General features: G+C 70.5%; 18 protein-coding genes. 10 read left to right on the top strand and 8 right to left on the bottom strand.

Translation table 11 applies throughout. The annotated features are described in order from the left end of the window. Nucleotides 1–12: 12 nt before the first annotated feature. From BP68_RS05570 to ruvA, 3 genes are all read right to left on the bottom strand, one after another. A complete protein-coding gene (locus BP68_RS05570) occupies nt 13–1,917 on the bottom strand; it encodes a trypsin-like peptidase domain-containing protein (RefSeq protein WP_496369621.1) in 1,905 nt (634 codons plus the stop codon). A gap of 95 nt (nt 1,918–2,012) precedes the next feature. Continuing rightward, nucleotides 2,013–3,503 carry a trypsin-like serine peptidase gene (locus BP68_RS05565; RefSeq protein ID WP_496369620.1) on the bottom strand — a complete coding sequence of 497 codons (1,491 nt, stop codon included), beginning with the start codon at nt 3,501–3,503 and terminating at the stop codon, nt 2,013–2,015. A gap of 75 nt (nt 3,504–3,578) precedes the next feature. After that, complete coding sequence (ruvA, locus tag BP68_RS05560; protein WP_496369619.1) at nt 3,579–4,151, bottom strand: Holliday junction branch migration protein RuvA; 573 nt, start codon at nt 4,149–4,151, stop codon at nt 3,579–3,581. 57 nt (nt 4,152–4,208) lie between these two features. On the opposite strand from ruvA, the gene BP68_RS05555 reads away from it, so the two are divergent. From BP68_RS05555 to BP68_RS05545, 3 genes are all read left to right on the top strand, one after another. Next, entirely contained in the window at nt 4,209–5,162 is a 954-nt protein-coding gene (locus BP68_RS05555) for a PhoH family protein (RefSeq protein ID WP_496369618.1), read from the top strand. 51 nt (nt 5,163–5,213) lie between these two features. Beyond that, nucleotides 5,214–5,672, top strand: a complete 459-nt coding sequence (ybeY, locus tag BP68_RS05550; protein ID WP_496369617.1) for an rRNA maturation RNase YbeY — start codon at nt 5,214–5,216, stop codon at nt 5,670–5,672. Nucleotides 5,673–5,835: 163 nt separating this feature from the next. Then, the gene (locus BP68_RS05545) at nt 5,836–6,612 is read left to right on the top strand and encodes a sulfite exporter TauE/SafE family protein (protein WP_496369616.1); all 777 of its coding nucleotides are present in this window, start codon (nt 5,836–5,838) and stop codon (nt 6,610–6,612) included. A 47-nt stretch (nt 6,613–6,659) separates the two neighbouring features. Here the strand turns inward: BP68_RS05545 and dbpA are convergent, their stop codons facing one another. The 3 genes from dbpA to BP68_RS05530 are packed head-to-tail and all read right to left on the bottom strand — an operon-like array spanning nt 6,660 to nt 9,528. After that, nucleotides 6,660–8,069 carry an ATP-dependent RNA helicase DbpA gene (gene dbpA / locus BP68_RS05540; RefSeq protein ID WP_496369615.1) on the bottom strand — a complete coding sequence of 470 codons (1,410 nt, stop codon included), beginning with the start codon at nt 8,067–8,069 and terminating at the stop codon, nt 6,660–6,662. 59 nt (nt 8,070–8,128) lie between these two features. Beyond that, the gene (dtd, locus tag BP68_RS05535; RefSeq protein ID WP_496369614.1) at nt 8,129–8,581 is read right to left on the bottom strand and encodes a D-aminoacyl-tRNA deacylase; all 453 of its coding nucleotides are present in this window, start codon (nt 8,579–8,581) and stop codon (nt 8,129–8,131) included. Then, nucleotides 8,578–9,528 (bottom strand): cation diffusion facilitator family transporter, encoded by a 951-nt coding sequence (locus BP68_RS05530; RefSeq protein WP_496369613.1) that lies wholly within the window; start codon nt 9,526–9,528, stop codon nt 8,578–8,580. Before BP68_RS05530 ends, dtd begins: the two co-directional genes overlap by 4 nt. Nucleotides 9,529–9,638: 110 nt before the next feature. Between BP68_RS05530 and BP68_RS05525 the strand changes: the two genes are divergently transcribed. The 3 genes from BP68_RS05525 to BP68_RS05515 all read left to right on the top strand — a co-directional run bounded on the left by BP68_RS05525 (nt 9,639) and on the right by BP68_RS05515 (nt 14,467). Then, on the top strand, nt 9,639–11,729 hold the full coding sequence (locus BP68_RS05525) for a putative bifunctional diguanylate cyclase/phosphodiesterase (RefSeq protein WP_496369612.1): 2,091 nt from the start codon (nt 9,639–9,641) through the stop codon (nt 11,727–11,729). Nucleotides 11,730–11,823: 94 nt separating this feature from the next. Further along, nucleotides 11,824–13,305: an AMP nucleosidase gene (locus BP68_RS05520; RefSeq protein ID WP_496369611.1), complete on the top strand. Its 1,482-nt coding sequence runs from the start codon at nt 11,824–11,826 to the stop codon at nt 13,303–13,305. 10 nt (nt 13,306–13,315) lie between these two features. After that, complete coding sequence (locus BP68_RS05515; protein WP_496369610.1) at nt 13,316–14,467, top strand: GGDEF domain-containing protein; 1,152 nt, start codon at nt 13,316–13,318, stop codon at nt 14,465–14,467. 37 nt (nt 14,468–14,504) lie between these two features. Here the strand turns inward: BP68_RS05515 and BP68_RS05510 are convergent, their stop codons facing one another. Next, a complete protein-coding gene (locus BP68_RS05510) occupies nt 14,505–15,773 on the bottom strand; it encodes a DUF4010 domain-containing protein (protein WP_496369609.1) in 1,269 nt (422 codons plus the stop codon). A 170-nt stretch (nt 15,774–15,943) separates the two neighbouring features. Here BP68_RS05510 and BP68_RS05505 point away from each other — a divergent pair, with 170 nt between their 5' ends. Continuing rightward, nucleotides 15,944–16,885, top strand: coding sequence for an ATP-binding cassette domain-containing protein (locus BP68_RS05505; protein WP_496369608.1), 942 nt, complete (start codon nt 15,944–15,946; stop codon nt 16,883–16,885). A gap of 25 nt (nt 16,886–16,910) precedes the next feature. Here the strand turns inward: BP68_RS05505 and cynS are convergent, their stop codons facing one another. After that, the gene (gene cynS / locus BP68_RS05500; RefSeq protein WP_496369607.1) at nt 16,911–17,354 is read right to left on the bottom strand and encodes a cyanase; all 444 of its coding nucleotides are present in this window, start codon (nt 17,352–17,354) and stop codon (nt 16,911–16,913) included. Nucleotides 17,355–17,492: 138 nt separating this feature from the next. Here cynS and BP68_RS05495 point away from each other — a divergent pair, with 138 nt between their 5' ends. From BP68_RS05495 to BP68_RS05485, 3 genes are read left to right on the top strand one after another with little or no spacing between them, the layout of a single operon-like run. Beyond that, nucleotides 17,493–18,341 carry an ABC transporter permease gene (locus tag BP68_RS05495; protein ID WP_496369606.1) on the top strand — a complete coding sequence of 283 codons (849 nt, stop codon included), beginning with the start codon at nt 17,493–17,495 and terminating at the stop codon, nt 18,339–18,341. A gap of 15 nt (nt 18,342–18,356) precedes the next feature. Beyond that, a complete protein-coding gene (locus BP68_RS05490; protein WP_496369605.1) occupies nt 18,357–18,848 on the top strand; it encodes a hypothetical protein in 492 nt (163 codons plus the stop codon). Continuing rightward, nucleotides 18,845–20,197: a GAF domain-containing protein gene (locus BP68_RS05485; RefSeq protein ID WP_496369604.1), complete on the top strand. Its 1,353-nt coding sequence runs from the start codon at nt 18,845–18,847 to the stop codon at nt 20,195–20,197. Before BP68_RS05490 ends, BP68_RS05485 begins: the two co-directional genes overlap by 4 nt. Nucleotides 20,198–20,206: the final 9 nt, after the last annotated feature.

The raw sequence follows: 20,206 nt of genomic DNA, 5'->3' as shown, positions 1-20,206 counted from the left end.
GCAGGCGGAGGCCTACGGCGTGGTCCAGGCGTAGAAGTCGATGCTTTCGTAGGAGAACGCGGGGTTGGTCGCGATCATGTGATCGCGCTCAGCCACGCTTGCCGTGTAGAAATGCGCGCCCGTCCGGTAGTTGAAGAAACGGTACACGGGAACCGCGTCACCGCCGGCCGTTTTCTGGGCATACCAGGCGGGGCCTTCGTTCTTGAAGGCCGGGCTGGCAACGGCCATGTATTCGCGCTTGAGTGCGCTGATGGTGTAGAAGTGCGCCTGGTTGGCGGTGTTGAACAGGCGGTAGACCGGATCCAGCCCCGTCCTCGGCGCCGTGGGCGCGTGAAACACCACGTTCTCGTACTGCAGTGCCGGGTAGGCGGCAATCACATGGTCGCGCTCGCCGGCACTGGCGGTGTAGAAATGCGCCCCGTTCTGGGTGTTGAGGAAGCGGTAGACAGGCACGCGCGCGCTGCTGGTGCCGCCGCCACCCGTGGTCGCCCCATCCAGCCACGGCTTGAGGGCGGGATAGACGAGGTCGAGGCGCGCGTAGTTGTCGGAGCCCGTCGTGTTGGAGCAGATGGCGCTGCCATTGGACAGCATGCCCGTCAGGCGGCCATTGAAGAACAGGCCCGACCCGCTGCTGCCCGGCTCGGTCGTGCCCTGGCTCCAGCCCACGTTGTAGTAGGAGCCGCCGGGAGCACTGCCGCACATGACCATGCCCCCGCCAGTGGGCGTGCAGTTGGACAGGCCGCGCACCGCGCCAAAGCTGACCTTCTGCAGATCGCCGCGCGGATGGTGTACGCCCACGATGCCCGCGCCGCTGGTCCGTGTGCCGACATCCCAGCCCGCAAACATGGCGCCGGCGGGCGGCGTGTCGTTCAGGCGCAGCAGGGTCGCATCCGGGTTGTCGGTGGTGTACAGCAGGGCCGCGCCATTGCGCAGCGTCTTGTACGACGACGACAGCGTGCGCGCATCGCAGGTGGGCGAGCGGTAGAACCAGAAGGTCTGCAGCGAGGACGCCACCGTCTGGCTGCTGATGCAATGGTTGGCCGTGATGAAGTGGGGCGTGCCGGAGCTGGTGCGGTCGTTGAGCAGCGTGCCGGTGCACAGATAGCCCATCCCGTCCTTCACGAAGAGCATGCGCGCCACGGCGTTGCGCTGGGCGCTGTAGCTGTCGTAGCAGGTGGCATCGAGGTTGCAAGAGCCCGACTCGTTGAGCTTGGCCGTGATGTCGCCCTCGTCCTCCAGGGGCAGGGAGAGGTTCTCGTACACATGCATCACCTGCGCGATGGCCAGGCGCAGCGCGCTGGTGGGAGTGCCGGGCGGAAGCTCGATCTCCAGCGTCACCTCCTCATCGCCGCTGTCGGGGGTCCACCAGGTGCGGCCCTGCGCGCTGGTGTCTCCGGCATCACGGTTGGCCTGCAGGATCTGCAGCACGCGCTGGCCGGCGATTTCGAACGCCGCGTCGCGGGCATCCTGCGTATAGACGCGCAGCAAGGCGCTGCCCGGCAGCTGGTCCACCACCACGCCCAGCCGCAGGCCGTAGGCGCCTTCGGAGCTCACGCTCACGGCCGCCACCCAGCCGCCGGCCGCAGAAGGCTGCCAGGGCAGGAGGGCCGCCAGCGCCTCCGGTGTCGCGGTGGTGGTGCTCAGGCGCTGGGCGCCCACCTGCAGTGCACCGCCCACCGGGGCGGGCGCTGCCTTCTCGCCCATCCACGCGCCAAGCGCCACCTGCGCCGCAGGCACCGCGGCCGCCGCCATGCGCTTGGTCCGCACGAACTCCTGGGGTGTATCCAGGGGCTGGACATGGGCGTCCACACGCCATGGATCCGACAGGGGCTGGGCCGAAGCGCCCGCGCTCCATGCCGCCCAGGTAACGGACAGTGCGGCCAGCATGACGGCCGCCCGATGGTTCTTACGCTGCATTCACTCCCCCGATTCTTGTTAACGAATGTCAACAGGAATTCTAGGCGGGGGTGGTCCGGCGGCCACCGCGGCGCGTGCCGGACGTTGTGAAATGCCTACTTGCCCGCGCCCGGGTTCAGCCACTGCTGCAGCGCCGCGCGGTAGCTGGTGTCGAAGCGCCCGTAGTGGTCCACGCCGTCGCGCTGGGTGCAACTGGCCGTGCCGCCCAGAAGCTGGCCCACCACGTAGCGCCGCTCGCCGATGGTCATGAACGCGCCCGAGCCGCTGCTGCCGCCCTCGGTCGTGCCTTGCTGCCAGTTCAGGCTCAGGAAGGTGCCCTGGCTGGCGTTGCTGGTCTGGCAGGTGTCGGAGGTGCAGGTGCTGTAGCGCAGCACGGTGCCCAGGCTGAGCTTTTGCAGGTCGCCCAGGGGATGGTGCACGCCGGCCAGCGCGGTGCCGACGGGCACGCCGCCGAAGTACGAGCCCGCGTACACGATGCCAGCGGGCGCCGCGCTGTTCAGGCGCATGAACGCGGTGTCGGTGCTGGCCGAGGCGTACAGCAGCATGGCGCCGCCCGTGAGCCGCTTGGTGGCGGGGTTCACGTTGCTGCTGCCGCAGCTGCTGGACCGGTAGAACCAGTCGGTGGTGAGCGTGGAGGCCACGACCTGGCTGGAAATGCAGTGGTTGGCGCTCAGGAAATACGGCGTTCCGGACGATGCGGCGTCGTTCATCAGCGTGCCGGTGCACAGGTAGCTGCGGCCGTCTTCGCGCACGAAGACCATGCGCGCCACGGAGCGGCTCTGGTCGATGAACTCGGGGCGGCAGCTCACGTCCACATGGCAGCTGCCGGCCTCGCCCACCTTGGCGGTCAGGGTGCCTTGCGCCTCGGCCTCGGCGGGCGAGTGCGTGAAGTGCGACAGCCGCGGCACGGCCAGGCGCACGGCCGCCGGCTGCTCGGCGGCGGGGATCTCCACCTCCAGCGTGGTCTGCGGGCCGCCAAAGTCGGGGCTCCAGTAGGTGCGCGCCGCCGCGTCGTCCGCCCCGCCCTGGGCGTTGCGCTCGGCCATGGCCTGCAGCTCCTGCGCGCTGACCTCCACGGCGGCATCCTGCGCGGCGCCGTAAAAGCGCAGCACGGCACCCTGCGGCAGCGCCTGCACCAGCACGCCCAGGCGCACGCCGCGCGCGCCCTGCGCCTCGAAGCGCAGCGCCGCCACCTGCGTGCCGCGCGCGGTGGGCTGCCATTGCAGCAGCGCGCCGGTGGCCTGCGCGGTGGCCGTGTCGGCCACGCTGCGCGGCTCGCCGATCTGACGCGGCACGCCGGCCGCGGCCTGCACCGCGGCCGCCTTGGCCACGGGCACCTGCAGCGGCGCCAGCGCAATGGCGCGCGTGGCCGCGGAGCTGGCCAGCGCGCGGGACGGGGCTGGCAGTGCCTGCGGGGCGTTCTTGGCGGCAGTGACCACGGCGCTGGGGTCGAAAGGTTCGATGCGGTCGCTCAGCACGGGGGGCACGGTCGGGGGCGTGGCATCGCCGCCGCCGCCTCCGCCGCCACACGAAGCCAGTGCCAACGCCAGCGGCAGAGCCGCCCAGCCGATTCGGGAAGTATTCATCTTGCGATCCACCGTCATTGATTGCCGCCGCGCTGCGGCGGTGTTGCGATACCGTTGTGCCATACCCATGGGACGCTACTTTGCCAGGGACTTCAGCGCCAGCTTGATGCCTTCGCTCACGCCCACCTCCACCGGCAGCGCCTTCAGCGCCGCCGCGGCTTCCTTGTCGTTATATCCCAGCGCCAGCAGCGCCTGCAGGATGTCGGCCTGGGCGTCGTTCGCGGCATGCGGCCTCGCGCCGATGTCGGCACCCAGCTTGCCCTTGAGCTCCAGCAGCAGCCGCTCGGCGGTCTTCTTGCCAATGCCTGGCACCTTCACCAGGCGCCCCGCCTCCTGCAGCGACACGGCCTGCGCCAGGTCGCCCACGCCCATGCCCGAGAGGATGGACAGCGCCGTGCGCGGCCCCACGCCGCTGATCTTGATGAGTTCGCGGAACGCCTGGCGTTCGGGCACGGTGCGAAAGCCGTACAGCAGCTGCGCATCCTCGCGCACGATGAACTGCGTGAGCAGGCTCACGCGCTCGCCCACGGCCGGCAGGTTGTAGAAGGTGCTCATGGGCACCTGCACCTCGTAGCCCACGCCGTGGCAGTCCAGCAGCACCTCGGGCGGGTTTTTCTCCAGCAGCGTGCCGGTCAATTTGCCTATCATGGATATCCTTTGCCGCGCCGGAACGCTCCGGCCGGAACTTCGACCGGAATTATCAGCGTGATCCTGCGCCACACCTTCACTCCCCACAACAACACGCGCCTGACCCACCTGTGCGGCCCCGCCGACGTGCACCTGCGCACCATCGAGGCCGCGCTGCAGGTCTCCATCGCCCACCGACACGAGCAGTTCAAGGTGGACGGCCCCAAGGCCCGCGCCACCCAGGCCATGGAGCTGCTGCAGGCGCTCTACGAGATGGCGGAACGCCCCATCAAGGAGGAGCACCTGCAGCTCATGCTGGCCGGCGACGCCGCCATGCGCGAGGGCGAGGTCAGCGCCATCCAGCTCACCACGCGCCGCGCCGACCTGCGCGCGCGCACGCCCATGCAGGCCCTGTACCTGGACAACATCGCCACGCACGACATCACCTTCGGCATCGGCCCCGCCGGCACCGGCAAGACCTACCTGGCCGTGGCCTGCGCGGTCGATGCGCTGGAGCGCAGCAGCGTGCAGCGCATCGTGCTCACGCGCCCCGCCGTGGAGGCCGGCGAGCGCCTGGGCTTTCTGCCGGGCGACCTGACGCAGAAGGTGGACCCCTACCTGCGCCCGCTGTACGACGCGCTGTACGACCTCATGGGCTTCGACCGGGTGCAGAAGGCCTTCGAGCGCAACCAGCTCGAGATCGCGCCGCTGGCCTTCATGCGCGGGCGCACGCTGAACAACGCCTTCGTGATCCTGGACGAGGCGCAGAACACCACGCCCGAGCAGATGAAGATGTTCCTCACGCGCATCGGCTTCGGTGCCCGGGCCGTGGTGACGGGCGACGTGAGCCAGATCGACCTGCCCAAGGGCGCGATGAGCGGCCTGATCGACGCCGAGCGCGTGCTCAAGCGCGTCAAGGGCATCGCCGTCACGCGCTTCACCAGCGCCGACGTGGTGCGCCACCCGCTGGTGGCGCGCATCGTGGACGCCTATGACGCCCGAAGCAACAACCGCCGCGGCGCCGGCGAGTAATCACAAAATTCATAGCAGCCCACGCTTGATGGTCGGGCGCTAGAGGCCAAAATGGCATTGAACCACCTCACCCTTTCACTGCAATTCGCGCGCGACGCCGAGGCGGCCGCGCACCGTGCCACGCTGCCGCGCCACCGGGTCGCGCGCTGGATCCGCCACGCGCTGGCCGTTGATGCGGAAATCACCGTGCGCATCGTGGGCAGCGAAGAAGGCCAGCGCCTGAACCGCGAGTTCCGCCACAAGGACTACGCCACCAACGTGCTCACCTTCGACTACCAGCAGGAGCCCCTGGCAGTGGCCGACCTGGTGCTGTGCGCCCCCGTGGTCGAGCGCGAGGCGCGCGAGCAGAACAAGACGCTGGAAGAGCATTACGCCCACCTGCTGGTGCACGGCGCGCTGCACGCCCAGGGCTGGGACCACGAGACCAGCGAACAGGACGCGCAGGAAATGGAGGCCTACGAGACCGCCATCCTGCAGGAACTCGGCTACGCCGACCCCTACGCCGCCTAGCGCCGCCACGCAACGCACGGCGGCCGCGCCGCCTGGAAAACTGTTTTGCGCCCAGGTCACGAACCGGGCGCGCGGGGGCGCCTAAGATGCCGCCCGTCCGCATCCGCGCAGATGCGTGCCGCCGCACGCACGCCACACAACAAGACAAGGGAGGAGACTGCACATGGACATCCTGGGCTGGACGGGCCCCATCGGCCACCTGGCGCTGCTGCTGGCCGCAGCCTTCGTGGCCGGGGCACTCAATGCGGTGGCGGGCGGCGGCAGCTTTCTGACCCTGCCCGCGCTGGTCTTCACCGGCGTGCCGCCCGTGGTGGCCAATGCCACCGGCACCGTGGCCCTGCTGCCCGGCTACATGGCCGGCGCCTGGGGCTTTCGCGAGGACATGCAGCCACCGCCGGGGCTGTCGACGCGCACCGTGGTCGTGCTGTCGCTCGTCGGCGGCTCGGCGGGCGCGGCGCTGTTGCTGGTCACGCCCGACGCCCTCTTTCGCAAGGTCGTGCCCTGGCTGCTGCTGGCGGCCACGGCCCTGTTCGCCTTCGGGCCGCAGCTGCGGCAATGGGCAGGCTCCACCAGCCACGGCCCGGCATCGCCCTGGAAGGCGGGCGCCGGCATGCTGGCCGTCGCGGCCTATGGCGGCTACTTCAACGGCGGGCTGGGCATTCTGCTGCTGGCGCTGTTCGGCCTGCTGGGGCAGACGCAGCTCAACGCCATGAACGGCATGAAAAACCTGGTGTCGGCCCTGCTCACGGCGATCGCCGTCGGCATCTATGCCGCGGGCGGCATCGTGGAGTGGCCGCAGGCGCTGGTGATGATGGTGGCCGCCACGCTGGGCGGCTACGGCGGCGCGCGCGTGGCGCGCCAGCTGCCCGCCTCCGCGCTGCGCTGGGGCATCGTGGCCACGGGGCTGGTGATGGCGGGGCTTTTCTTCGTGAAAGGCTGACGCCCCGCCACCGTCTGCGCGGCAAGGCGCGTGCAGCGCGCCCTGCCCTACAGCAGTCGCGCCTTCACCGTCTTGCCCTTGATGCGGCCCGCATTGAGCCTGGCGCAGGCCTGGGCGGCGATGGCCCGGTCCACCGCCACATAGGTGGAAAAGTCATTGACGCTGATCTTGCCGATCTGCTCGCGCGCGTAGCCGAAGTCGGCACACATGGCGCCCATCACGTCGCCGGCGCGGATCTTCTCCTTGCGTCCGCCGATGATCTGGATGGTGCTCATGGGCGGCCGCAGCTCGCCACCCGCCGCGGGGGTCAGCTCTGCCACGGGGAAGAAGGCCGATGGGCGGCCCTGCAGCAGCTCGATCTTGCCCACGCTGCCCATCTCGTCCATGGAGACCAGGCTCAAAGCCAGCCCTTCGGCATCGCCCCGGCCCGTGCGGCCGATGCGGTGGATGTGCACCTCGGGGTCGGGCGTGACATCGACGTTGATGACGGCGGACAGATCGGCAATGTCGAGGCCGCGCGCCGCCACGTCGGTCGCCACCAGCACGCTGCAGCTCTTGTTGGCGAACTGCACCAGCACCTCGTCGCGCTCGCGCTGCTCCAGTTCGCCGAACAGCGCCAGCGCGCTGAAGCCCTGGGCCTGCAGCGCCGTGACCACGTCGCGGCACTGCTGCTTGGTGTTGCAAAAGGCGATGGTCGATTCGGGCCGGAAATGCGCCAGCATGCGCGCCACCACGTCCACCTTCTCGCGCGCGGCCACCTCGTACCAGCGCTGCTCGATCTTGCCTGCGCCATGCTGCGCCGCGACCTTCACCGTCAGCGGGTCACGCATGAAACGCTGCGCCAGCCCGGCGATGCCTTCGGGGTAGGTGGCCGAGAACAGCAGCGTCTGGCGCCCGGCCGGGCACTGGCGCACCACGGTTTCGATGTCGGCCAGGAAGCCCATGTCCAGCATGCGGTCGGCCTCGTCCAGCACCAGGGTCTTGAGGTTAGCGATGTCGAGCGCGCCGCGCTCCAGCAGGTCCATCACGCGGCCGGGCGTGCCGACGACGATGTGGGCCCCGTTCTCCAGGCTGGCGATCTGCCCCCGCGAGGGCACGCCGCCATAGACGGTGACCACCTTGATGTTGTCCCGCGCGCGCGCCAGTCGGCGGATTTCGGTGGCCACCTGGTCGGCCAGTTCGCGCGTGGGGCACAGCACCAGGCCCTGCACGGCAAACCAGCGCGGGTTCAGGCTCTCGACCATGGGCAGGCCGAAGGCGGCGGTCTTGCCGCTGCCGGTGCTGGCCTGTGCGATCAGGTCCCGGCCCTGCAGGCTCGCAGGCAGGCTGGCGGCCTGGATGGGGGTCATCTGCGCATAGCCCAGTTGTTGCAGGTTGCCCTGCATTTCAGGGGACAGGGGCAGCGCCGAGAAAGCGGCAGCGGAGGAGGCGGACGGCGCGCCAGAAGAAGTAGTCATAGCCGCCGATTATCCCGGCCCCGTCTGCGCACTGGCCCTGCGGTGGCAGTCCGTACGGCTCAGCCCGCCTGCGGCGCGATGCGCAGCGGAATGGTCACCGGCCCGTCATTGACCAGGTGCACCTGCATGTCGGCGGCAAAGCGGCCCGTGGCCACCACGGGGTGCACGGCGCGCGCCCGGGCCACGAAGTAGTCGTACAGGCGCTCGCCCTCGGCCGGCGCGGCCGCCTGGCTGAAACCGGGCCGGTTGCCGCTGCGCGTGTCCGCGGCCAGGGTGAACTGGCTGACGATGAGCAGGCCTCCGCCCACGTCCTGCACGCTGCGGTTCATCTTGCCGGCCTCGTCGCTGAAGATGCGCAGCTTGAGCAGCTTGGCCAGCAGCCTGTCGGCCTCGGCATCGCTGTCGCCCTGCTCGGCGCAGACCAGGGCCAGCAGCCCCGTGCCGATGCGGCCCACCACCTCGCCATCCACTTCCACGCGCGCCTCGCGCACCCGCTGCAGCACACTGATCACGCCTTGCCCTCCCCGGCTTCCACGGTTTCGAATACGGTGGCCTGGCCTGCGGGCAGCAGCTCGATGGTGGCGCGCAGGCCCGGCACGGCCTGCATCAGCGCCTGCTCGACGGCGCTGCGCTGCTGCGCCGCATGGCCCAGCGTCCAGTGCTCCGGCACATGCATGTGCAGGTCCACGTAATTGCGCGCGCCGGCTTGGCGCGAGGTGAGGCTGTCAAACGTCACCGCCCCCTGGCTGGCATGGTTGTGCTCGCCCAGCACGGTGTACACGCGCGCCAGCAGGCCGGGCTCCATGGCCTCGTCCATCAGGCCCTGCGAGGCACGCCAGATCAGCGCGCCGCCCTCGCGCAGGATGTTCAGCGCCACGGCCATGGCCACCAGCGGATCCAGCCACGCCCAGCCGGTGGCGCCGGCGGCCAGCAGGCCGACCACCACGCCGATGGAGGTCCACACGTCAGTCATGAGGTGGCGCGCGTCGCCCTCCAGCGCCAGCGAGCGGTGCACCTGCGCCGCACGCAGCATGCCCCAGGCCAGCAGACCGTTGCAGGCGGTGCTCAGCAGCGACAGCCCCATGCCCCAGCCCAGTTGCTCCAGCGGCTGCGGGTGCATGAGGCGCAGCACGGCCGCCCAGAGGATGGCGATGCTCGCGCCCACGATGAGGATGCCCTCGAAGCCCGACGAGAAGTACTCCGCCTTGTGGTGGCCGTAGGGGTGGTCCTCGTCCGCCGGGCGGCGGGCCACGGTCACCATGGCCAGGGCGAACATCGCGCCCGCCAGGTTCACGAAGGACTCCAGCGCGTCCGACAGCAGCCCCACCGAGCCGCTGACCCACCAGGCCAGGGTCTTGAGCGCAATGGTCAGCAGGGCCACGCCCACCGATGCACGCAGCAGGTTGTGCGGCGTCATCCAGGCGGGAACGTGCAGTGGGCGGGGAACGGTGGAAGCCATGGGCCGATTATCCCGCCACACCCCTCCCCCGCCGGTGCGGGCCAGGGCTTGCACCATCGCCAAAGCCAGGGCGATGGGCTATAAGTTCACAGACGGATCGCCCACAGGACATGCCCCCTCCTCACGCACCTACAGCCCCTGCCCTTCCTGGACTGGATCCGGGCGCCAGCGACGCGCTGCTGCGGGTGATCGCCGATTCGGTGCCAGTCATGCTGGCCTATTACGACGCCGCCAGCCTGCGCTGCGTGTTCGCCAACCGGCGCTATGCCGCCTTCGGCGGCCAGACGGAGGAGGGCATCATCGGCAAGACCGTGCGCGAGGCCATCGGCGACCATGCCTGGCGGCAGGTCCAGCCCTATGTGCAGCGCGCGCTGCAGGGCGAGGCCGTGCAGTACACGCGCAAGCATGTGGAGACCGACGGCCATGTGCGCATGCTCGAGATCAGCCTGCAGCCCCACTTCGGCACGGGTGACGGCCCGCCCGCCGTGCAGGGGACCTTCGTGCTCATCAACGACATCACCCACCACTGGGAGGCCGAGCGTGCCGTGCGCCAGAGCGAGGAGCGCATGCGCAAGTTCGCCGCGGCCACCGAGGAGGGGCTGCTCTTCCATCGCGACGGGCAGATCCTGGACGCCAACGAGGCCCTGCAGCGCATGACCGGCTATGCGCTGGCCGAACTCGTGGGGCGCACCCTGTTCGACTTCGTGCTGCCCAAGTACCGCAACCTGGCCATGGAGTACACGCGCCGCGGACGCGAGGACCCGTACGAGCTGGCCATGCACCACAAGAGCGGCCGCATCGTGCCCATCGAGGCCGTGGGCAAGACCATGCCGCAGCAGCACGGCGACTACCGCGTGGTGGTGGTGCGCGACATCACGGCGCGCAAAGAGGCCCAGGAGCGGGCCCGCTTCCTGGCGCTGCACGACCCGCTCACCCAGTTGCCCAACCGCCGCCACCTGATGCTGCAGCTCGCGCAGGCGATCACGGCGGCGCAGGACCGGCGCACCCGTGCGGCCGTGCTGTTCATCGACCTGGACCACTTCAAGACGGTCAACGAATCGCTGGGCCACGCCGCCGGCGACCAGGTGCTGTGCGAGGTGGCGCGGCGCCTGCAGGACGGCGTGAAGGCCACGGACTTCGTCGCCCGCGTGGGCGGCGACCAGTTCGTGGTCCTGCTGCCCGACCTGCACGGCAGCGCCGCCGCGGCCGGCGTCGCCGACCGGCTGCTGGAGCGCGTGCGCGCGGTCTACGCCATCGGCGAGACACCGCTGTCGCTCTCTCCCTCCATCGGCATCAGCGTCTTTCCCGAAGACGGCTACGGCGCCGACGAACTGCTGCGCCACGCCAACACCGCCATGCACCAGACCAAGGAAAGCGGGCGCGGCACGCACCTGTTCTATGTGCCGGGCATGGAGGGACAGCCCGCGGAGATGCTGCAGCAGGAGCACCTGCTGCGCGAGGCGGTGTTCCAGGGCGCCTTCGAGCTGCACTACCAGCCCCAGGTGCAGGTGGCCACCGGCCGGCTGGTGGGCTTCGAGGCCCTGGTGCGCTGGCAGCACCCGCAGCGCGGCCTGGTCGGGCCGGACGAGTTCATTCCCCTCGCCGAGTCGCGCAGCCTCATCACGCCCATAGGCCGCTGGGTGCTGCGCGAGGCCTGCCGCCAGCTCAAGGCCTGGCACGACGAGGGGCTGCCGCGCGTGCCGGTGGCCATCAACCTGTCGGCCATCGAGTTCCGCCAGCGCGACGTGGTCGGCGAGATCGCCGGCGCACTCGAAGCCACCGGCCTGGCGCCGCAGTACCTGGAGGTCGAGATCACCGAATCGGCCCTCATGCAGCACGCCGACCAGGCACGCATCACGCTGCAGGCGCTGCAGGCCCTGGGCGTGGCCGTGACGGTGGACGACTTCGGCACGGGCTATTCGTCCCTGGCCTACCTCAAGCGCTATCCGCTGGACAAGATCAAGATTGACCGCACCTTCGTCGCCGACACGCCGGCCGACGCCGACGACGTGGCCATCGTCACCGCCATCATCCAGCTGGCCCACAGCCTGCAGCTGCAGCCAGTGGCCGAGGGCGTGGAAACGCCCGAACAGTTGACCCTGCTGCGGCGGCTGGGATGCGACCTGGCGCAGGGCTTCGGCATCGCGCATCCCATGGACGCGCGGCACACGCGCGCCTGGCTGCAGGCCCTGCCCGGCTAGGCTGGTAGCGGCGCGGCAACGGCCACGACAAGATGCGCCAGGAGCAACAGGGATGCGACAGGCACATGACAGCCCCCCGTGGACAATAAGCGCCATGCCCTCCATCCCAGACCGCACAGCAACCACCCTCCACACCGATCCCGCCGACGCCCTGGCGCAGGTGCAGCGCATCTACCAGCAGCAGATCGGCCTGCTGCGCGAGGCCATGCAGCGCTTCGTGGCCGGCGAGACGCCCGCCAGCCATGTGCGCGCCTGCTACCCCTTCGTGCGGGTGCAGACCTCCACCGTGGCGCGCGCCGCCACGCAGCTGGCCTACGGCTTCGTCGAGGGCCCCGGCCGCTACGAGACCACGCTCACCCGCCCCGACCTGTTCGCCGACTACTACCTGGAGCAGTTCCGCCTGCTGCGCGCCAGCCACGGCGTGGAGCTGGAGGTGGGCGTGAGCGGCCAGCCCATCCCCATCCACTTCTCGTTCGCCGAGCACGACCACATCGAGGGCACGCTCAGCCCCGAGCGGCGCATGCTGATGCGCGACGTGTTCGACCTGCCCGACCTCGAGTCCATGGACGACGGCATCGCCAACGGCACCTGGGCGCCGCGCCCCGGCGAGGCCCAGCCGCTGTCGCTGTTCACCGCGCCGCGCGTGGACTACTCGCTGCACCGCCTGCGCCACTACACCGGCACGGCGCCCGAGTGGTTCCAGAACTTCGTGCTGTTCACCAACTACCAGTTCTACATCGACGAGTTCGTGCGCCTGGGCCATGCCGAGATGGCCCGGCCGGACAGCGAATACATCGCCTTCGTCGAACCGGGCAACGTGGTCACGCGCCGCGCGGGCCTGCCCGCCCAGGCCGGCGACGAGCTGGGCAGCCCGCCGCCGCGCCTGCCGCAGATGCCCGCCTACCACCTGGTGCGCGCCGACAACAGCGGCATCACCATGGTCAACATCGGCGTGGGCCCGAGCAACGCCAAGACCATCACCGACCACATCGCCGTGCTGCGCCCCCACGCCTGGCTGATGCTGGGCCACTGCGCCGGCCTGCGCAACAGCCAGCAGCTGGGCGACTACGTGCTGGCCCACGCCTACGTGCGCGAGGACCATGTGCTCGACGAGGAACTGCCGCTGTGGGTGCCCATCCCCGCGCTGGCCGAGATCCAGGTGGCGCTGGAGCAGGCCGTGGCCGACGTCACGCGCATGGGGCGTGACGAGCTCAAGCGCATCATGCGCACCGGCACCGTGGCCAGCACCGACAACCGCAACTGGGAGCTGCTGCCCGACAACCTGCCCCAGCGCCGCTTCAGCCAGAGCCGCGCCGTGGCGCTGGACATGGAAAGCGCCGCCATCGCCGCCAACGGCTTTCGCTTCCGCGTGCCCTACGGCACCCTGCTGTGCGTGAGCGACAAGCCCCTGCATGGCGAGATCAAGCTGCCCGGCATGGCCAACCACTTCTACCGCGAGCGCGTGGACCAGCACCTGCGCATCGGCATGCGCGCCATCGACATCCTGCGCGAAGGCGGCGTGCAGCGCCTGCACAGCCGCAAGCTGCGCAGCTTTGCCGAGGTGGCCTTCCAGTAAGCCGCACCGCATGCGGCTGGACATCGCCTCGCTGTTGACGGTCACGGCCGTCAACATGCTCATCCTGTCCATCGTCTTGCCGCTGATCATGGGCCCGGCGATCAGTGCGGCGGCACGCCACGCGCAGCGCTGCATCGTGCTGCAGGCCTGCGCCTGGGGCGCCATCATCGGCGCCTCCTTCGCGCTGGACCGGGGCAGCCCCGAGGCCGACTGGCTGCTGTCCACGCTGTCCATCGGCTGCGGCGCCTTTGCCCAGTGGCAGCTGTACCTGGCGCTGGAAGGCTGGCTGGGCCCCCGCCCCTGGCGCCGCCTGCTGCCCATGCTGGTGGCGCTGACGCCGCTGGGCTACAGCCTGGGATTCGGCCACTACGCCTTTCGCGTGGGCTGGGCCAACCTGCTGCTGGCCGCCGTGCTGCTGCTGGTGGCGCACGCCACGCTGCGCCCGCTCAAACCCACGGGGCTGCGCTGGCGCCAGGTGCTGCTGTGCAGTCTGCTGGTCACGGCGGTGTTCACCGCGGCGCGCGGCGTGCTGGGCGCCTTCACCGACCAGTACCCGAGCTTTCGCACCCCGCACCCCGTCAACCTGTGGGCCGCGCTGGCCACCAATGCCAGCGTGGTGCTGGGCGTGGTGGCCCTGCTCACCGCCTGGCGCGAAGAGGCCGAGCAGCAGCTGCGCCGGCTCGCCGTCACCGACGGACTGACCGGGCTGCTGAACCGCCGCGGGTTCGACGAGCGCGGCGTCCAGCTGGTGGCCCAGGCGAAGCAGGAGCGCCTGCCGCTGACGGCCCTGATGCTGGACATCGACCATTTCAAGCAGATCAACGACCGCCACGGCCATGAGGCCGGCGACCGGGCACTGCAGCTGTTCGCGCGCCTGCTGCGCGAGAGCGGCGACAACGCGCTGGTGGCCCGGCTGGGCGGGGAGGAGTTCGGCGTCCTGCTGGCGCGCGAAGGCCCGAACGCCGGGCGCCCGTTCGAGCAGGCGCTGCGCACGCGGCTGCGCCGCGAGGCGCCCGAGACGCTGGGCTTCGCGCTGGACTTCAGCGCCGGCATGGCCTCGCTGGAGCCCGGCGATCCGCACCTGTCGTCGCTGTTGTCGCGCGCCGACGGCGCGCTGTATGCGGCCAAGACCGCGGGGCGCGGTCAGCTACAAATAGCATAGCTATCAGCGCTTGACAGTATTGGCCAGCCGGCCTATTTCATCCAAACCCTACGCCCAGCAGCAGCACGGTGACGAAGGCCGCGGTGTGCAGCACCACGCCAGCGCCCGCCACCAGGCCGTAGCGCCAGCCGCCGCTGACCAGGGCCGTCACGCACTTGCTCACCGCGTGCACGCTCAGGGCCGCCGCCAGCGCCCCCACCAGGCTCGCGCCCGCGGCGTCCTGCGGCTGGCCCTGGGCCAGGATGGCGGCCGCGGCGGCATGCACGTCGGCCAGGGCCGCCAGTAGCGCGCCGGCCATCAGCCCCGCCTCGCCCCACCAGCCGCGCAGGGCCTGCACCAGCACCTGCACGGCCGTGAGCAGCGCGGCGATCAGCAGCGCGTCGCGCAGCTTGAACAGGGCCACGCCCTCGTCGCCCGCCGGCGGGGCGGCCGGCGCGGCCACCGGCGCGCTGCGCAGCAGCATCCAGCCCGAGACCAGCGCCACCAGGCCGCCGGCCAGCGCCGGCGCCCACAGCCGCGCCAGCCAGGCCGGCTGCACCGTGGCCGCCACCACCAAAATCTGCGCCATGGTGGCCACGCACGACAGCACGGCCGCGCCGCCCTGGGGGCGCACGGCCTCGCGCCCCTCGCGCACGGCCAGCCCCAGGCTTGCGATGGTGGCCGTGCTGGAGATGAAGCCCGAGGCCAGCGCCGACAGCGCGCTGGCGCGCCGCGCGTCCATGAGCCGCCGCCCCAGGTGGGCCAGCGACTGGATCACCAGCAGCACCAGCACCAGGCGCACCAGCACCTGCGGGTTGAGCGCCTCGCCCCACAGCGGCCGGTTGGGCGCCAGCGGCAGCACCAGCAGCGCCAGCGCCGCCAGGATCAGGCCGCCGCGCACCTCGCCCGGGCGCAGCCAGTCGCGCGAGAACTGGTGCAGCGCATCGCGCGCGGCCAGCAGGCTGGTGACGGCCACGGCCAGCCCCGCCGCCACGCCCAGGCTGTACGTGCACAGCACGCCGATCAGGTAGGCCAGCAGCAGCGCGATCTCGGTGGTCACGCCCGGGTCGTCCGAGCGGTCGCGCGCATAGGCCACCACGCCCAGCAGCGCGAGGAATGCGGCGCCCACCCCGATGAGCAGCTCGCTGCCCAGCAGCGCCGCCGTGGCCCCGGCCAGCGCGGCCAGCGTGAACGAGCGCACGCCCGCCAGCGCGCGCAGCGGCCCCAGGCCCTTGCGGCGCTCGCGCTCAATGCCCATCAGCAGGCCGCTGCCCAGCGCGCCAGCCAGCACGGCCAGCGTGTCCTGGAAGCTCGCGTTCATGTCCATGGCGGTATCCATCCTTGGTTGCTGCAGCGATTGGACCATGGCCGGGTGTCCCCGCGGGAGCATCGAAATGCTATGTTTTTAATAGCTATTTGCGCTTGTCCCATAAGCGCAAAAGCCCATTTTTATCCAAAACCCGCTCTGCCGGCATGGCCAGCCCCCACAATCGCCGCATGAGCGTGCTCTTCGAAGCCCAGAACCTGCGCAAGCGCTACGGCGCCGCCACCGTGGTGGACGGCGTGTCCTTCGCCATCGCCCCCGGCGAATGCCTGGGCGTCATCGGCCCCAACGGCGCGGGCAAGACCACCACCATCCGCATGTGCCTGGGCCTCACGGCCCCCGACGAGGGCAGCGTGCATTTCTATCCGGGCGGCGGCGCCGCGCCGCTGGCCATGCCGCGCGACGCGCTGGCCATCAAGGCGCAGCTGGGCGTGGTCACGCAGTTCGACAGCCTGGACCCGGACTTCAGCTGCGCCGAGAACCTGCGCGTGTTCGGGCGCTACTTCGGCCTCAAGGGCGCGGACATGGACCGGCGCATCGCGCCGCTGCTGGAGTTCGCAGCGCTCACCGCCAAGGCCGACGCGCGCCCGGGCGAGCTGTCGGGCGGCATGCGCCGGCGCCTGTCGCTGGCGCGCGCACTGGTCAACGACCCGCGCCTGCTGCTGCTGGACGAGCCCACCACGGGCCTGGACCCGCAGGCCCGGCACCTGATGTGGGAGCGGCTGCAAAAGCTGCTGCAGGCGGGCAAGTCCATCTTGCTGACCACGCATTTCATGGACGAGGCCGAGCGCCTGTGCTCGCGCCTGCTGGTGCTGGACCATGGCCGCAAGATCGCCGAGGGACGCCCGCGCGAACTGATCCGCGAGCACTTGGAGCCCGAGGTGGTCGAGGTCTACGGCGTGGGCGCGCTCGCCCTGGCGGGCGACGCCGCGCTGCGCCCGCTGGCCGCGCGCGTGGAGGTCAGCGGCGAGACGGTGTTCTTCTACACCCGCCAGGCGGGCCCGCTGCTGCAGGCGCTGGCGGGCCACGGCCAGCTGCGCACGCTGCACCGGCCGGCCAATCTGGAGGACCTGTTTCTCAAGCTCACGGGCCGGCAGATCCGCGAGGAAGCGTGAAGCAGCTGCGGCCCGCCGGGCCGCGTCAATAGTCCTTGTACGGCAGGAACTTGCCCGACAGGACCACGCGCACGCGGTCGCCCTTGGGGTCGGCCTCGCGCTGGATGTCCATGTTGAAGTCGATCGCGCTCATGATGCCGTCGCCGAACTCCTCGTGGATCAGCTCCTTGATGGTCGAGCCGTACACGCTCACCACCTCGTACCAGCGGTAGATCAGCGGGTCCGTGGGCACGGGCGAAGGCAGCGAGCCCTTGTAGGGAACGACCTGCAGCCACCGCTGCTCCTCCGGCGTCAGCCCGAAGATCTCGCCCAGCACCTGCGCCTGCTGCGCCGTGGCCGTCATCTGGCCCAGGCACAGGGCGGTGGTCCATTCCTTGGAGCGGCCCAGCTGCCGCGCCACGTCGCCCCACTTCAGGCCCCGGGCCACCTTGGTGCTGATGATTTTCTCGGTCACGTCCATGCGGTTCATCTCTCTGCTCCTTGATTGCGTGTTGGGTCGCGGACCATTCTGGCGCCCAGGCCCTGAAGGGGCATGATCTGCATCAAGGCCGCCCCTCTCCCCCGGGGGGCCCCGGCGCGCGCCCAAACATTGCAAAATCACGCCACCATGCCTTCCGCCCCCCCAACCGCCCTGCCCATGCGCTGCGCGGAGCCGTCCATCTGGCGCCCGCCCGAGCTGTCCATGCGCTGGTGGCCGGTGTTCCTGCGCAACCTGCTGGTGTGGCGCAAGCTGGCCCTGCCCAGCCTGGTGGGCAACATCGCCGAACCGCTGATGTGGCTGGTGGCCTTCGGCTACGGCATGGGCGCGCTGGTGGGCGAGGTGCAGCTGGGCTCTGGCGAACATGCCGTGCGCGTGCCCTACATCCTGTTCCTGGCCAGCGGCTCCATCTGCATGAGCGCCATGAACGCGGCGAGCTTCGAGGCGCTGTACTCCGCCTTCTCGCGCATGCATGTGCAAAAGACCTGGGACGGCATCATGAACGCGCCGGTCAGCCTGGACAGCGTGCTGCTGGCCGAGATGCTGTGGGCGGCCTTCAAGGCGCTGTTCACCGTCACCGCCATCCTGGGCGTGATGCTGGCGCTCTCCATCAGCCACAGCCCGAAGCTGCTGGTCGCCTGGCCGGTGCTGCTTTTCGTGGGCATCATGTTTTCCAGCATCGCGCTGATCTTCAACGCGCTGGCCAAGGGCTACGACTTCTTTACCTACTATTTCACGCTGGTGCTCACGCCCATGATGTTCCTGTCGGGCGTATTCTTCCCGCGCGAACAGCTGCCCGCCGCCGTGCGCGCCGTCTCGGACTGGCTGCCGCTCACCAATGCCGTGGAACTGGTGCGCCCGCTGTTCATGGACCAGTGGCCCGCCCACCCCTGGCGCCACGGCCTGGTGCTGGTGGCAACCACGCTCGCCGCCTTCTGGGTGGCGCTGGCACTGACCCGCAAGCGCTTTCGCGGCTGACACACACAAGCTCCCATGCCTTCCCTGCTGAATGCCGAACACATCGCCCTGGTGGACCGCGGCGTCTCCGCCATCGTGGCCTCGCGCGACGCGCGGCTGCGCCCCAGCGTCATGCGCGCCGTGGGCTCGCGGATCAGCGCCGACGGCCGGCACGTCACCGTCTTCCTGCGCAAGAGCCAGTCGCAGCAGCTGCTGGCCGATATCGCCACCACCGGCCACATCGCCGTGGTGTTCAGCGACCCGCCCTCCCACCGCACGGTGCAGGTCAAGGCAACGGCTGCCCGCACGCGCGACCTGCGGGCGGCCGACGAGCCCGTCCTGCAGCGCTACCTGGCCGCCATGCAGCAGGCCCTGGCGCAGGTGGGCTACGGGCCGGACTATGTGTCGGCCATGCTGAGCGCGCCGCTGCACGACCTCGTCGCCGTGGAGTTCACGCCCGAAGCGGCGTTCGACCAGACGCCCGGCCCGCGCGCGGGCGCGCCCCTGCAGCCGGGCGGCGCATCATGAGCCACGCCCCCACGCTGCGCTCCATCCGCGCCTGCCTGGAAGGCGCCGTCCCCGGCATCATGGCCACCTGCGCCAGCGACGGCACGCCCAACGTCGCCTACATCTCGCAGGTGGTCTATGTGGACGAGCAGCATGTGGCGCTGTCGTTCCAGTTCTTCAACAAGACGCGCCAGAACATCCTGGCCAACCCCTTCGCCAACGTGCTGGTGCTGGACCCGGTCACGGCGCGCTTTTACCGGCTGCACCTGCGCTACCTGCGCACCGAAACCGCCGGCCCGCTGTTCGAGCGCATGCGCGCCCAGTTGGCCGGCATCGCCTCGCACAGCGGCATGGAGGGCGTCTTCCAGCTCAAGGGCTCGGACCTGTACGCGGTGGAGCGCATCGAGCCCGTTCACGGCGAAGGCCTGACGCCCGGCCCCGGGCAACTGCCGCGCGCCGACCTGCTGGGCGCCGTGCGCCTGTGCAGCCAGCGGCTGGCGCGCTGCACCACGCTGGGCGAGCTGCTGCAGGCCGCGCTGGCCGGCCTGCACGAACACCTGGCCGTGCAGCACGCCATGGTGCTCATGCTGGACGCGGCGGCTGGCCACCTCTACACGGTGGCCAGCCACGGCTATCCGCACTCGGGCGTGGGCTCCGAGATCAAGCTGGGCCAGGGCGTGATCGGCGTGGCCGCGCGCGAGGCCACGCCCGTGCGCATCAGCCACATGACACATGCCGCGCTCTACAGCCATGCCATGCGCAGCAGCCTGTGCCTGGAGGACGGCGCCGCACCGGCCCACGAGATTCCCTACCCCGGCCTGAGCGCGCCGCACAGCCAGTTGGCCGTGCCGCTCATCAGCTGCGGGCGCACGCTGGGCGTGCTGTTCGTGGAAAGCCCGCTGGACCTCCAGTTCCGCTACCCCGAGGAAGACGCGCTCGTCACCCTGGCGGGACAGCTGGCCGCCGCCATCGACCGGCTGCAGGCTGCCGACGAGGCCGCCGAATCGCCCCCCGCCGAGCCCGTCACCGCAGCCCCGCGCGGCACGCCCGTGCGGGTGCGCCACTTCACGGTGAACGACAGCGTGTTCGTCAACGACGCCTATCTCATCAAGGGCGTGGCGGGCGCCATCATCTGCAAGCTGCTGCGCGACCACGCGCGCACCGGGCGCCAGGAATTCAGCAACCGCGAGCTGCGCCTGGACCCCACCCTGCGCCTGCCCGACGTGGCCGACAATCTGGAGGCCCGCCTGCTGCTGCTGCAGCGCCGGCTGCAGGAAAGCGACACCGGCATCCACATCGAAAAAACCGGGCGCGGGCGCTTCCGGCTCTGCCTGGACGCGCCGGTGCTGCTCGACGAGACACCGGCCTGACGACACGCC

The organism is Diaphorobacter oryzae DSM 22780 (assembly GCF_059568935.1).
This window is presented reverse-complemented; position numbering and strand designations above follow the sequence as displayed.